Raw genomic sequence first — 15,707 nt, 5'->3', positions numbered from 1 at the left:
AAAACGGGCTTATACCTGTGACATTCACAAATATAATCCCAATTTATCTATGATGATGGTGATTAAATATTATATACATCTTTTACCTCCAATTTTTATTTTTTTAAATAATATCATAAATGTCAAAATAATGCAATGATTTTTTTTGATGTTTATATCGATGAAATAGGACAATACGAAATCAAAAGGCATATATAGAAAAAATAGTATTCGATCTATTCAGTAATCAAATTTAATTGAGTTCTTATAAATTTAATAAAGTGTTCATATTCAGTTAAAGCATTAAAAATAGATTGAATAGTTTTATTTGTATTAGTTATATTAGTAATATTTTCTGTATAAATTTCTTTTTTTTCTAAAATTTCATTTAATAAATTATTATTATTTAAAAAACCTTCTTCGTCTAAATCTATTAAAATTTCTCTTTTTTCTAAAATTTCATTTCTAATTTCATTAGTTTTTTCAATAAGTGGTAAAAGAGGAGTGTAAAGTGTTATAATTTCAAATTCAGAATGAATTTTTTTTATAAAATAATCTTTTTCTAATTCGATAAAATATTCTATTTTTTTAGCGTTAGTAGCGGGTGCTTTTTCTAAGATTTGTTTTTCATTATTTTCATTAAATGAGTTATCTATTTTAAAATCTTTTTTTATGTTAGAAAAATTATAATTTTCTTTTTCTTTTTCGAGGAAAGAGATATTTTTTTCTAACTCATTTAAATGTTTTTCCATTTTTACTTTAATCTCAGTAATAGATTTATTTTCTTGCTGTATAGATTCTTTCAATTTTGAGTAATCTTTTTGAAGATGGGCAATTTTTTCAGTAAGAGAAAAATTATCAATACTATCTTTAGATAAAAATTTTTCTTTTTCTTTTACAATATTATCTTCTAAAGATGCAAGTTTAGATTTCAAATCATTTAATTGAATAACTTTTTCTAAATAATTTTTTTCATAATTAGCAAATTCTTTTTTCTTTTTCTCTAAAGAAGTTAATAATTTTGATATTTCTTTTGGGATATCACTTTTTTCTTTTTTTACATTTAAAATATTTGTTAAACTTGCCATAAATAACCTCCTAATTTATAATAAGATTCTATAATTTTATACGAATAAAATAGAAAAATCCTTTATTTTAAAAATATTTTTTATATGGTATACTTTTATTAAAATAAAAACATAATTAAGTAGGTGATATAAATGTTAGAAAGGTTAAAGAAACTATTAACTGAAACTATAAAAGGGATTTTATATTTAGATAAAAAAATAACTTATGAAAAGTATAAAATTATAAAAAAAAGAAAAAATGAATTAGCTAAAAAATATAAAATTCAAAATAAAAATTTTGAAGAACAAAAAAATAAAATACAAAAATTACAAGAAAATAATAGAGAAAAAGATAATAGAATACTTAATTTAGAAAATAGAATAAATTCTTTAAAAATATCTAATAATAAGCTTTTAAGTGAGAATAAAAAATTAAAGAAAATTTTGGAGGAAAAAAATGAATAAAGAATTAATTTTACCTTTAATAAAGAAACTAGATATAGGAATAGTATTTTTTGATGAAGAGTATAATATTTCTTATATCAATGATGCTGTAAGAAATATTATAAATAAAGATATTAGTGATGAAGAATTAGAAAATACTATTTATCTTTTTATAGCTTATAAAAATGATTTTGAAAAAAAAGTTATTAGATATAATTCCAAAGTATTAGAATTAAGTAAGAAAAAAATTTTTGATATGGAAGAGATGATAGGTGCAGTGCTTTTAATAAAAGATGTTAGTCTAGAAAAATTAACTGAAGAAGTAGAAAAACAAAAATTAGAACAAGATAAAGAACAATTAGCAAAATATATTGCTCATGAAGTAAGAAATTCATTAAATTTAATATCAGGCTTCACAGAATTAATACAAGAATCAGAAGATATTTTAGATATAAAAGAAAATATAAAAGTAATATTTGATGAAACAAAACGAATGGAAAAAATGGTTAGTGATATTTTGGATTATACAAAACGAGAGCCACTTACCTTATCTAGAAAAAATATAGTAGATATAATAAAAAATTTAATTCATTATAAAAATATTGAACATATAGTTAAATTAGTAGATAAAAATAATAATCCAATTGAAAAAGAAATATATGTAATGGTAAATGAAGACAAAATTAAACAAGTTTTTTTAAACTTAATTGATAATGGATTATCTGCAATAGAAGGACTTGAAGAAAAGATATTTTTTATAAAATTTAAAGAAAAAGAAAATAGTATAGAGTTGCATTTTATTACTAATTATGATAAAAATAGTTTTATATCTTTATCAGAATTATTTAAACCATATTATACTACTAAAAATAAGGGGACAGGACTTGGATTAGTTATTTGTAAAAAAATAATTGAAGAACATAACGGGACAATTGAAGTATATAAAAATGAATTTCACGGACTTACATTTGTAATAGACTTAAAAAAATAGCTAAAATAGTTGAAAAAATAGATAAAGTGTGATATATTTAAACTTGCTTTAGTTAATATTTAAGGAGGGACTAAAATTGGTAAGAAAAATAAAAACTAAAAATTCGAGCAAAAATATTTTAAAACAAGCTCAAGAAATGCAACAACAAATGCTTAAAGTTCAAGAAGAGTTAAAAGAAAAAGAAGTAGAAGCATCAGTTGGTGGTGGAGCAGTTGTAGCTAAAGTAAATGGACAAAAAGAATTAGTAAGCATAAATTTATCTGAAGAAATAGTAAAAGAAGCTGTAGAAGATAAAGAAATGCTAGAAGATTTAATAGTATCAGCTGTAAAAGAAGCTATGAGACAAGCAGAAGAATTAGCAGAAAAAGAAATGTCTAAAATAACTGGTGGAATTGAAATACCTGGTCTTATTTAAGAGAACAATAAGTTCTCTTTTTTTATATAATTGAATTTTTATTTTGCATATGATATAATTTGTGTGATTTATATAATTTAAGGTGGTTTTAAATGGAAACTAAAAAGAAAAAAAATATAAAAAAAGAAAAAAAATATAGAAAATATGGTTATTTACTTTATTATTTAATAAAATTTATTACGCTAACAATGAGAAATAAAGTAGTAAAACATAAAGAGATAAAAGAAAAAAATTATATTTATGGATTTTGGCATGAAAAAATAATTTTTCCTTCGATGTCTTTATCTTATTTAGATAAAGTTACTACATTAGTAAGTCCTTCAAGGGATGGAGAACTGCTTAGTGTGATACTTAAAAAATTTGGATATGATGTAATAAGAGGTTCTTCTAATGATAAAAATATTAGAAGCCTTATGAGCATGATAAAACACTTGAAAAGAGGATATTCTTTGGGATTTGCAGTAGATGGACCAAGAGGACCAATATATCAAATAAAACCAGGAATAGTATTTATGGCACAAAAAACAGGTGTTGAAATACTACCTATTGGAGGAGCTTTTAGTAAAAAAATAGTATTTAAAAAAGCATGGGATAAATTTCAATTTCCTTTACCATTTTCAAAATCGGTTACTTATATAGGAAAACCTATAAAAATAGAAAAAGATGTTAATATTGAGGAATATATAGAGGTTATTAATCAAAAGATACATGAAGCTAATAAAGAAGCAGAAAGGATACTAAATGAAAAGTAGATTAGCAATAACAATGGGGGATCCGTTTGGAATAGGGCCAGAAATTTGTATTAAATTTTTTGATAATCTTTACAAAGTAGAAGAAAAAAATTTTTTTTGTTTTTTAATTGGAAGTAAAAATGTAGTAGAGTATTATTTAAAAAAATATTGTATTGATCTAGAAATAGAATTAATTGAAGATATTTACTCTATTGAAAAATTAAATAATAAAAATGGAGTTTTACCATTATTGAATATAGATTTTGAATTTAATAAGGAAAATATTGGAAAAGATAATAAATTAGGTGGAGAATATTCTATAAAATATCTTAATCAAGCTATAAAAATATGTGATTATAAAATTATTGATGGAATAGTTACAGCTCCAATTAGTAAAAATAGTATAAATTTAGCGGGATATAAATATAGTGGGCACACGACTTATTTTGCAGAAAAAACTAAAACAAAAGATTTCGCAATGATATTAAAGGGTGAGAAAGTAATAGTTTTATTAAATAGTACTCATTTATCATTAAATGATGCCATAAAAAAAGTTAAAAAAGATAATATTATAAATAAAATAAAATTAGCAGAATTTGCTAAAAAAGAGTTAGGATTAAATGGTAAAATAGCAGTAGCTGGACTTAATCCTCACAATGGAGAAAATGGATTATTTGGAGATGAGGAAATAAAAGAAATTGTACCAGCAGTTAAAGAGATGCAAGAAGAGGGGATAAATGTAGAAGGTCCTATTGTACCAGATACTTTGTTTGTAAAAATGTTAAAAGGTGAATATGTGATAAGTGTTGTTATGTATCATGATCAAGGATTAATACCAGTAAAATTAGAGAGTTTTGGTAGTGCTGTGAATATAACAATAGGACTTCCATTTGTAAGAACTTCTGTTGACCATGGGACTGCATTTGATATAGCAGGGAAAAATATAGCCGATGAAAGTAGCTTAAATAAAGCAGTAACAACTGCAATTAATATAATAAAAAATAAGAAAAAAGATTTGTTGAATTTTGTAGAAGTGGAGTATATTTAGTAGTATTTCAAATAATAATTATAAAAAATATCTATAATAGAAAAGGTTTATAAATAAAAAAGATTTTAATACTTGAAAGGAGATATAAATTTGGATAAAAAAAATTTTTATGTAACAACACCGATATATTATGTAAATGGAGATCCTCATGTAGGAAGTGCATATACAACAATAGCAAGTGATGTAATTGCAAGATATAATAAAATTAAAAATAAAGATGTATATTTTTTAACTGGTTCTGATGAACATGGTCAAAAAGTAGAAGAAAAAGCAAAAGAAATGGGATTTACTCCAAAAGAGTGGGTTGATAAAATGGCCCCAAGATTTCAAAAATTATGGGAAAAATTAAATATTTCAAATAATGATTTTATAAGAACAACTGAAGCAAGACACATGAAAGCAGTAAAAAAAATATTGAAGAAGGTATATGATAAAGGAGATATTTATAAAGGTGAATATGAAGGGAAATATTGTGTTTCATGTGAAACATTTGTTCCAGAAAATCAAGTTATAAATGAAAATCATTGTCCAGATTGTGGTAAAGAACTTAGAATAGTTAAAGAAGAAAGTTATTTCTTTAAAATGTCTAAATATCAAGATAAATTATTAGAACATATAGAGGAAAATAAGGAATTTATTTTACCAGAAACTAGAAGAAATGAAGTTATTTCATTTATAAAACAGGGATTACAAGATTTGTCAATATCAAGAAATACTTTTAAATGGGGAATACCATTAGAAATAGATGAAAATCATGTAGTTTATGTATGGTTTGATGCACTTACAAATTATTTAACAGCAGTAGGATATGAAAACAATCCTGAAATGTATGATAAATTTTGGAATAACGGAGAAGTTGTACATATTATAGGAAAAGATATATTAAGATTCCATGCGATTATTTGGCCGTGTATGTTACTATCTGCTGGAGAAAAACTTCCAGACAAAGTAGTTGCACACGGATGGTGGACAGTAAATGGTGAAAAAATGTCTAAATCAAAAGGAAATGTTGTTGATCCAGTAAAAGAAATAGAAAAATATGGAGTTGATGCATTTAGATATTTCTTATTAAAAGAAGTACATTTTGGTAATGATGGTGATTATTCAGATAAAGCTATGGTAAATAGAGTAAATGCTGATCTTGCTAATGATCTTGGAAATTTATTGAATAGAACGCTTGGGATGTCAAAAAAATATTTTGATTCAAAGGTATTACAAGGTGAAGGAACAGAAGTATATGATGATGAAATAAAAGAATTATGGTACAAAACTTTAGTTGAAGTGGATAAACATATGACAAAATTACAATTTTCTTTTGCACTTGAATCTATATGGAAATTTATTTCAAGAATGAATAAATATATAGATGAAACTATGCCTTGGGCTCTTGCAAAAAATAAAGAAAAACATCCTAGATTAAAAGTTGTATTATATAATTTAGTAGAGTCTTTGTATAAAATAGCAGTACTTGTGTATCCGTTTATACCTGAAAGCGCTCAAAAAATATGGAACCAATTAGGATTTGATGGAGACATTAAAAAAGCTAAAATTGCAGATATTAGTGATTGGGGGAATGTACAATATAATCATATATTAGGAGAAGCAAAACCAATTTTTCCTAGATTAGAATATGTAGAAGAAGAGAAAAAATTAGAAGATGAAATTAATGAAAATCTTGAAATAAAAAATTCTATATCAATAGATGAATTTTCAAAAGTAAATATATCAGTAGTAGAAATATTAAAAGTAGAAAATGTAAAAAAAGCAGATAGATTATTAAAATTTATAGTTGATACAGGAAATGAAAAAAGACAAATTATATCAGGAATAGCTAAATATTATCCGAATAAAGAAGAACTAGTAGGTAAAAAAGTTTTAGCAGTAATTAATTTAAAACCAGTAAAATTAAAAGGTGAGTTATCACAAGGTATGTTACTTACAACTGATGAGAAAAAAAGAGTGAAATTAATAGAAGTAGATAATGCTATAAAAAATGGTACAGTAATAAGATAAGATGTCGAAGGGGGATATAGATGAGAAAAGTAAGAAAAGCAGTAATTCCAGCGGCAGGTCTAGGAACTAGAGTTTTACCGGCAACAAAATCACAACCAAAAGAGATGTTACCAATAGTAGATAAACCTGCTATACAATATATTGTAGAAGAGTTAGTACAATCTGGAATTACAGACATTACAATAGTTACAGGTAGAAATAAAAGAGCATTAGAAGACCATTTTGATTATTCTGTAGAATTAGAATATCAATTAGAAAAAAAAGGTAAATATGAATTACTTAAACAAGTAAGAGAAATATCCGAAATGGCAAATATTTATTATATTAGACAAAAAGAACCATTGGGGCTTGGTCATGCGATATTGACAGCAAAAAAGCATATAGGTGACGAACCATTTGCAGTAGTACTTGGTGATGATATTGTGTACGGAGATACTCCGGTTATTAAACAAATGTTAGAAATAAGAGAAAGATATCATGGAGGAAACATCATAGGAGTACAAGAAGTACCTATGGAGCAAGTATCATCGTATGGTATAGTGAAACCAAGTGCAAAATTTGATGATAGAACATATAAAATTGAAGATTTCATTGAAAAACCATCTAAAGATGAAGCACCTTCGAATTTAGCATGTTTAGGAAGATATATATTAGAACCCTCAATTTTTGATTATTTAGAAAAAACGGAGACAGGAAAAGGCGGAGAAATACAATTAACAGATGCTATACTTAAGTCAATCCAATATGGAGATAAAGTACTAAGTTATAATTTTATAGGAAATAGATATGATACAGGAAATAAATTAGGTATTTTAAAAGCTAATATAGAAATTGGATTAAAACATCCAGAAATAAAAAAAGAATTAAAGTCATATTTATTAGAATTAGTTGAAAAACTAGAAAAAAATGAGGGTAAGTAATCTTACTTTATAATTTTTTTAGAGAAACTTCCTTGATACACAAGGAAGTTTCTTTATTAATAATAGAATATAAAAAAATTAATATATTGGTTAGATAGGAGGAGGGAAAATGGTAGAAGGGAAAATAAGAAGAAAAGAAATAATAAGATTATTAACAGAAAGCAAAACAGCTATAAAAGGTTCTGAGTTTGCAACAAGATTTGGAGTGAGTAGACAAGTAATAGTCCAGGATATGGCTATACTTAGAGCAAAAGGAATAGAACTTATAGCAAGTCCAAAAGGATATATGCTAAAAAAAGATAATAATAAACTTATAAAAAAATTAATAACAAAACATATAACTATAGAAGAAATGAAAAAAGAATTAGAAATTATTTTAAAATATAATGCAATCATTATAGATGTTATTGTAGAACATGAAATATATGGAGAAATAACAGGGAATTTACATATTTCAAATAATGAAGAATTAAATAATTTTATAAAAAAAATATCTAATAAAAATGTAGAACCATTATCAAAATTGACTAATGGGATTCATTTACATACTATTGAAATAGATAGTATAGAAAATTTTAATAAAATATTAGATGAATTAAGAGAAAATAATCTATTATACACCTACTAAAGTTAGACAAAAAAAATTGTATATGCTATAATAATTGCGATATTAAATTTTTAGGAGATGAAATATGCTAGATTTAATAAAAATAGTTTCAGAAGAATTAAACTTAAAAAAACATCAAGTCGAAAATACTGTAAAATTACTAGATGAAGGATCTACTGTACCATTCATTGCTAGATATAGAAAAGAAGTAACTAGTAATTTAAATGAAGAAGAAATTAGAGATATTTCAGAAAGAATTAATTATTTAAGAAATTTAGAAGCAAGAAAAAAAGATGTGATAAAGTTAATTGAAGAACAAGGTAAATTAACGGAAGAATTAAAAACAAATATTTTAAAAGCTGAAAAACTGCAACAAGTCGAGGATCTTTATCTTCCATATAAGAAGAAAAGAAAAACAAAAGCGGATATAGCAAAAGAGTATGGATTAGAGCCATTTGCAGAATTCATTTTAAAAGCAAAAAATATAGATGAAATAAAAATTGAAGCTGAAAAATATATAAATGAAAATGTTAATAATATAGAAGAAGCGATAGAAAATGCAAAACTTATTTTAGCACAAAATATTTCAGAAAATATAGCGGTTAGAGAAGATATAAGAGAAAGAATGTTAAAATTTGGAATTATTGAATCTAAATTAATAGAAAAAAATAAAAAAATTGATGAAAAAAATGTATATCAAGATTACTATGAACATAGTGAGTATGTAAATAATATTGCTTCTCATAGAGTATTAGCTCTAAATAGAGGTGAAAAAGAGAAAATACTAAAAGTATCTATAAATATAAATGATAAAACAAAAGAATTTATTATAATAAAAATATTAAATAATTTGAATAAAAATATTGAAGAATTAAGCAGACAAATAATAGAAGATAGTTTAAGTAGGCTTGTTTTTCCTTCTATTGAAAGAGAAGTAAGAAACATTTTGACTGAAAAAGCTGAAATAGATTCAATAAAGGTATTTAAAGAAAATCTTAAAAATTTATTATTACAACCACCACTTAAAGAAAAAAATGTATTAGGACTTGATCCAGGATATAGAACTGGTTGTAAAGTAGTTGTAATAGATAAGTATGGGCTATATAAAACAAATGATGTTATATATGTAGCTATGCCAGGAGATAATATAGAAAAAGCAAAAGAAAAAATAAAAAAATTAATAGATAAATACGATATTGATATTATAGCTATAGGAAATGGTACAGCCTCAAGGGAAACAGAAGAATTTGTTGCTAATACTTTAAAAGAAGTAAAAAAAGATGTATACTATTTAATTGTAAATGAAGCAGGAGCTTCAGTTTATTCAGCTTCAAAGCTTGCAATTGAAGAATTTCCAGATCTTGATGTAACGGCAAGAGGAGCAATATCAATAGCTAGAAGAATACAAGATCCACTTGCAGAACTTGTAAAGATTGAACCTAAATCTATAGGTGTAGGAATGTATCAACATGATCTTAATCAAAAAAAATTAGATGAATCTCTAAAAGAAGTAATAGAATCTGTTGTAAATAATGTTGGAGCGAATTTAAATACAGCATCTTGGGCATTACTTTCTTATATATCGGGAATAAATAAAAATGTAGCTAAAAATATAGTTGCCTATAGAGAAGAAAATGGAAAATTTAAAAATAGAAAAGAATTGATAAAAGTAAAAGGACTTGGAAATAAAGCTTATACATTGGCAGCAGGATTTGTGGTTATTGATGATGGAGATAATCCGCTTGACAATACAATAATTCACCCTGAATCATATCATATAGCAGAAGAAATATTAAAAGAAATAGGATTTGAAAAATCTGATTTGATAAAAAATAGAAATGAAATAATTGAAAAACTAGAAAAATTAGATATTGATAAATTTATACTTGAGAAAGAATATGGGAAAGAAACAACGCTTGATATATACAATGCTTTATTAAAAGAGAGAAGAGATCCTAGAGAGTCAATACCAAAACCAATATTAAAATCAGATATTTTAAAAATAGAAGATTTAAAAGAGGGAATGATATTAGAAGGAACTGTTAGAAATGTTGTTAATTTTGGGGCATTTATTGATATAGGTCTTAAAAATGATGCTCTTTTACATATATCCGAATTTGATAATAGAATAGAGGATATTAATAGCATGCTTTCAGTAGGAGATATTATAAAAGTAAAGATTAAAAGTGTAGATATGGCTAGAAAAAGGGTTTCTCTATCAAAGAAAGGGATTTAATAAATGAAAATAAAATCAGATTCTCTTTTGTTAAAAGCTATATATTATAACGATATTGCTATTTTTCTTACTACGATTATAATGCTTTTTGTGCTTGGTTTTTATATTTTTAATGATATTAATAATCAAGTTCCAGAAGCATTGAAAATAAGTGCAAGTAATATAAAAATATCATATAATATGCTTGTTAATGAAAGAAAGAATAGTTTATATAAAATAGTTATCTCAAATGAATTAAAAGAAAGAGTTGAAAAAATAGATAAAACTATGGCTATTTTTTTGAATACTCCAGCAGCACAATATTATCAGTATTTTACTAATAAACAATTGCTTAGGACATATACTGATGCATTAATAAAGGATTTTCATAAAGAGTTAATAGAGAAAAATGAATCTGATTATTATTTTAATGATGCAATTAGTTTTGTTAAAAAAAATGGTGAAATTATTGCAGAATCATTAGGAAATAGTAGTGTAAAATATAGCTTAGAATTTTCAAAAAAAATAAAAAAAGAGTTAGAAAAAATAAATATTTCAGGTTATTTTATTGAAGAAACATTAAACGATAAGTTATTAAGAGTGATATATAAATATGATATAGATAGATATTTAGTTGTTACAACAATATTAGATAGCGAATTTATAAGTTATTTAAAAAAATACAGTGGATTAGTTGAAGATCTTAAATTATTTCTAATAAATGGTACAAAATATTTAATAGGTGAATTAGGTAAAGAAAAATTTGATATTATAGATGATATAGATCAAAAAGAGTTGATTAAAAACACTTGTATTTTAAGGAAAAAAAAAATAGCAGAAAAATATTATAATTTAGCAATATGTAATTTAGAATTAGGGAATTCAACGCCTTTATTAGTAGGAATAGCTCTTACTAGAATGGATATAATAAAACTAAAGTGGAGTTATTACTTGGTAGCATTTTTAACATTAGTGATAGTATTATTACTTGCTTCTACAATATTTGGTTATTTATATTACAAACTTTTTACACCACTTATACAATTATCAGAAATAAGTGATGAAATTTCTAACGGAAATCTTGATGTTAAATTTAAAGTTAAAGGAATTGGTGAAATAAGATCTTTAATAGTTTCATTAAAAAAAATGATAAAAACAATTAAACTAAATCAAAAAGATTTAGAAATTCAAAATGAAAAATTAAAAGAGCATTTAATGAAATTAAATATTTTAGAAAAACTACTAATTAATATTAGATTAGAAGTGGATATTGATAAAGCTATATATTATATTTTATCTGCTGCAACTTCTGAAATAGGACTTAATTTTGCTAGAGGAATATATTTTGAATATAGTGAGGAAAAAGATTCATTGATTGGAAAACTTTCGTCAACGAATATTAAGATAATAGATGAGTCAAATGAACTTTATAAATATTCAAGTGGTTTAAAACTACAAACAGAATCTTTAGACAAAATAATAAAATTGATATCTATAAAATATGAAGAAGATACAATATTAAAAGAATCTATTGAAAGTAATAAAATAATTTATTATAATGAGAGAGGTTTTAATTTTAATTTTGGAAATGAATTATTAATAGGATTAGGGATCAATAATTTTATTATTTTACCTATTAGAAACAATGAAAAAGTTTATGGATGTATTTTATTAGATAATAGTAGTACAAATAGAATAATTGAAAAAGATGATTATGAATTAATAAATTTATTAAAAATAAATTTATCTATTTTTTTAGATAATAAGGATTTAGAAAAAAATAAAATTCAACAAGAAAAAAAATTAACTATAGATAGGTTAAGTAGAAAAATTTTATTAGAGATACAAGAACCATTAAAAGAAAGTAGCGATATTTTAATTAAGCATTTTAGAGATAAAGAAAAAATAAATGAAGAAGATTTAAATAAATTAGAAGAAAGAATTACTCAAATAGCTACAATAAGTTCAATACTATATGATTATTCTGAAGATAAACTTTATTTAAAAGAAAAAATAGATATTAATCTAGTCATAAATAACGTATTAGAACAATTAAATCATATTGTAAAAAATAAAAATATATTTATTTCAAAATTAATAAATCATAAAGGGTTTATATTTGCAAATAGATATAAATTAGAAAAAGTATTTTTTAATATTTTTAGAAATAGTATAGAAGCTATAGGAGACAATGATGGAAGAATAAACATTATTACTAGAAATATAGCAAAGATGGTAGAGATAAGAATAATAGATAATGGAATAGGAATAAAAAAAGAAGATATAAAATCTATTTTCGAACCATTTGTAAGTATAAATAAAAGTTCATCTGGATTAGGTTTAACTATAGCTAAAAAAATACTTGATGAACATAATGCAGATATAAAAATAAAATCATTATATAAAGAAGGAACAGATATAAAAATAATTTTTAATATATATGAGGAGGAGAAATAGATGCAAGAAAAAGAAATTTTTGATTATGGTAGTACGTTAAATTTGCCTAAAACAAAATTTAAAATGAAAGCAAATTTACCAAATAAAGAACCAGAATATATAAAATATTGGAATGAAAATAAAATTTATGATAAATCGTTAGAAGAAAAAGATAAAACTTTTATACTTCATGATGGACCACCATATGCAAATGGAAATATACATATAGGTCATGCGTTAAATAAAGTATTAAAAGATATAATTTTAAAATATAAAAGAGCAAGAGGATATTATGCTCCTTATATTCCTGGATGGGATACTCATGGGCTTCCAATTGAATTAAAAGTAACAGAAGAGCTAGGGGAAAAAGCTAAAGATATGTCACCGCTTCAAATAAGAAGAGAATGTACAAAGTATGCTAAAAAATGGGTTAAAACTCAAAAAGAAAGCTTTGTAAGACTTGGAATACTTGGAGAATGGGAAAATCCATATCTTACATTAAATCCTGAATATGAAGCAAAACAACTTGAAGTGTTTAAGGAATTATATAAAAATGGATATATTTTTAAAGGATTAAAACCAATATATTGGTCACCAACTACTCAAACAGCTTTGGCAGAAGCAGAGATAGAATATAAAGATGTTGTATCTCCAACTGTATATGTAAAAATGCAAGTGAATAAAGATTTCTTAGATAAAATAGGAGTAGAAGAAGCGGCAGTAGTAATATGGACAACTACGCCATGGACATTACCTGCAAATATGGCTATATGCTTGAATGCAGAATTTGATTATGGAGTGTATAAAACTGAAAAGGGAAATATTATATTAGCTACAGGACTTGCGGATAGAGCATTTTCTGAAATGAAATTAGAAAATGTAGAGTTAATAAAAACATTTAAAGGAATAGAGTTAGAAAAATTGACGTATACACATCCATTTTTAGATAGAACTGGTATGATAATATTAGGTGATCATGTAACATTAGAGGCGGGAACTGGTTGTGTACATACTGCACCTGGACACGGACAAGATGACTATGTTGTTGGTACTAGATATGGAATAGAAGTTATTTGTCCTGTTGATAATAATGGACATTTAACAGCTGAAGCTGGTGAAAAATTAGCAGGATTATTTTATAAAAAAGCTAATAAAGTAATTATAGAGATGCTAACTGAAAGTGAACATTTATTACATACAAATGAAATAAAACATTCATATCCTCATGACTGGAGAAGTAAAAAACCAGTAATATTTAGAGCTACTGAACAATGGTTTGTAAAAGTAGAAGGATCTGATATTAGAGAAAATGCTTTAAAAGCATTAGAAAATGTAGAATTTGTACCAGGTTGGGGAAGAAATAGAATAACATCTATGATAGAAAATAGACCTGACTGGTGTATCTCTAGACAAAGAGTATGGGGAGTACCTATACCAATGTTTTATAATAATCAAACTGGAGAAGAAATATTTATAGAAGAAATAGTAGATAGAGTGATAGAACTTGTAAAGAAACAAGGTAGTGAAGCATGGGTAAAATATAGTGCAAAGGAATTAATTGGAGAAGAGTTAATAAAAAAATATAATTTAAAAGATGTAGATTTAAGAAAAGAAACAAATATAATGGATGTATGGTTTGATTCTGGAGTATCTCATAGAGGAGTACTTGAAACTAGAGAAGGGTTATCAAGACCAGCAGATTTATACTTGGAAGGAAGTGACCAACATAGAGGTTGGTTCCAAACATCACTTCTTACTTCAATAGGAAGTACAAAAGATGCTCCATATAAAAAACTTCTTACTCATGGATTTGTAAATGATGGACAAGGTAAAAAAATGTCTAAATCATTAGGAAACGTAATTTTACCTGAAGAAGTAATAAAAGAATATGGTGCGGATATACTTAGACTTTGGTGTGCATCAGTTGATTACAGAGAAGATGTAAAAATATCTAAAAATATTTTAAAACAAATAACAGAATCGTATAGAAGAATAAGAAATACAGCTAGATACATATTAGGAAACATTGCTGATTTTGATCCAGTAAAAGATAGAGTTAACTATGATGATTTATTAGAAATAGATAAATGGGCGCTTCACAAATTAGAAGTTCTTAAGAAAAATGTTACTGAAAATTATGATAAATTTGAATTTTATAATTTATTTCACGAAATTCATTATTTTGCAGGAATAGATATGTCAGCATTTTACTTAGATATAATAAAAGATAGATTATATACTGAGAAAATAGATTCAATATCTAGAAAAGCAGCTCAAACTGTAATGTATGAAATATTAATGGCACTTGTAAAAATGATATCACCAGTTCTTTCATTTACTGCTGAAGAAATTTGGAGAAATATTCCTGAAAATGTAAAAGATACAGAATCTGTAATTTTATCTAGTTGGTTTGAATTAAATGAAAATTATATTAATAATGAATTAGAAGAAAAATGGGATAAAATAATAAAATTAAGACAAGAAGTAAATAAAGAATTAGAAAAAGCAAGACAAGATAAAGTAATAGGACATTCATTAAATGCACATGTTATGTTATTTAGTAATAGTCCTGAATATAAAGAGTTCTTAGAAAAAGTATATCCAATGTTAGAAGAAATATTTATAGTATCAAAAGTTACATTAGAAGATATTATAGATAAAAATGAAAATTCAGAAATAGAAGGATTATTTATAAATATAAAACATGCTGATGGTGAAAAATGTGAAAGATGTTGGAAATTCTCTACAGAATTAGGAACACATAAAGAACATCCAAATATTTGTCCAAGATGTACAGAAGTATTAACAAAATAAGTAATAATGGCAGAGTATGTATTACTC

General features: G+C 24.5%; 12 protein-coding genes. 11 read left to right on the top strand and 1 reads right to left on the bottom strand.

The window, feature by feature from the left end; all coding sequences use genetic code 11:
• Nucleotides 1-215: 215 nt before the first annotated feature.
• Entirely contained in the window at nucleotides 216-1,067 is an 852-nt protein-coding gene (locus tag EV215_RS03785) for a coiled-coil domain-containing protein (RefSeq protein ID WP_134112668.1), read from the bottom strand.
• Nucleotides 1,068-1,199: 132 nt separating this feature from the next.
• Here EV215_RS03785 and EV215_RS03780 point away from each other — a divergent pair, with 132 nt between their 5' ends.
• From EV215_RS03780 to ileS, 11 genes are all read left to right on the top strand, one after another.
• The gene (locus EV215_RS03780) at nucleotides 1,200-1,511 is read left to right on the top strand and encodes a hypothetical protein (protein WP_134112667.1); all 312 of its coding nucleotides are present in this window, start codon (nucleotides 1,200-1,202) and stop codon (nucleotides 1,509-1,511) included.
• Nucleotides 1,504-2,481: a sensor histidine kinase gene (locus tag EV215_RS03775; protein ID WP_134112666.1), complete on the top strand. Its 978-nt coding sequence runs from the start codon at nucleotides 1,504-1,506 to the stop codon at nucleotides 2,479-2,481. The genes EV215_RS03780 and EV215_RS03775 overlap by 8 nt, the downstream gene beginning before the upstream one ends.
• A gap of 76 nt (nucleotides 2,482-2,557) precedes the next feature.
• Entirely contained in the window at nucleotides 2,558-2,896 is a 339-nt protein-coding gene (locus EV215_RS03770; protein ID WP_134112665.1) for a YbaB/EbfC family nucleoid-associated protein, read from the top strand.
• Nucleotides 2,897-2,988: 92 nt separating this feature from the next.
• Entirely contained in the window at nucleotides 2,989-3,648 is a 660-nt protein-coding gene (locus EV215_RS03765; protein ID WP_134112664.1) for a lysophospholipid acyltransferase family protein, read from the top strand.
• On the top strand, nucleotides 3,638-4,675 hold the full coding sequence (pdxA, locus tag EV215_RS03760) for a 4-hydroxythreonine-4-phosphate dehydrogenase PdxA (protein ID WP_134112663.1): 1,038 nt from the start codon (nucleotides 3,638-3,640) through the stop codon (nucleotides 4,673-4,675). The genes EV215_RS03765 and pdxA overlap by 11 nt, the downstream gene beginning before the upstream one ends.
• A gap of 90 nt (nucleotides 4,676-4,765) precedes the next feature.
• Nucleotides 4,766-6,688, top strand: coding sequence for a methionine--tRNA ligase (gene metG / locus EV215_RS03755; protein ID WP_371682583.1), 1,923 nt, complete (start codon nucleotides 4,766-4,768; stop codon nucleotides 6,686-6,688).
• A 20-nt stretch (nucleotides 6,689-6,708) separates the two neighbouring features.
• The gene (gene galU / locus EV215_RS03750; protein ID WP_134112662.1) at nucleotides 6,709-7,608 is read left to right on the top strand and encodes a UTP--glucose-1-phosphate uridylyltransferase GalU; all 900 of its coding nucleotides are present in this window, start codon (nucleotides 6,709-6,711) and stop codon (nucleotides 7,606-7,608) included.
• A gap of 109 nt (nucleotides 7,609-7,717) precedes the next feature.
• Nucleotides 7,718-8,236 (top strand): transcription repressor NadR, encoded by a 519-nt coding sequence (locus EV215_RS03745; protein ID WP_134112661.1) that lies wholly within the window; start codon nucleotides 7,718-7,720, stop codon nucleotides 8,234-8,236.
• 64 nt (nucleotides 8,237-8,300) lie between these two features.
• The gene (locus EV215_RS03740) at nucleotides 8,301-10,451 is read left to right on the top strand and encodes a Tex family protein (protein ID WP_134112660.1); all 2,151 of its coding nucleotides are present in this window, start codon (nucleotides 8,301-8,303) and stop codon (nucleotides 10,449-10,451) included.
• A 3-nt stretch (nucleotides 10,452-10,454) separates the two neighbouring features.
• Nucleotides 10,455-12,887 (top strand): sensor histidine kinase, encoded by a 2,433-nt coding sequence (locus EV215_RS03735; protein ID WP_134112659.1) that lies wholly within the window; start codon nucleotides 10,455-10,457, stop codon nucleotides 12,885-12,887.
• Complete coding sequence (ileS, locus tag EV215_RS03730; RefSeq protein WP_134112658.1) at nucleotides 12,888-15,680, top strand: isoleucine--tRNA ligase; 2,793 nt, start codon at nucleotides 12,888-12,890, stop codon at nucleotides 15,678-15,680. It begins immediately after the preceding gene.
• Nucleotides 15,681-15,707: the final 27 nt, after the last annotated feature.

It is taken from the genome of Hypnocyclicus thermotrophus (genome assembly GCF_004365575.1).
Lineage (GTDB): Bacteria > Fusobacteriota > Fusobacteriia > Fusobacteriales > Fusobacteriaceae > Hypnocyclicus > Hypnocyclicus thermotrophus.
The sequence above is the reverse complement of the archived record's forward strand: the minus strand, read 5'-3'. Positions and strand labels throughout refer to the sequence as shown.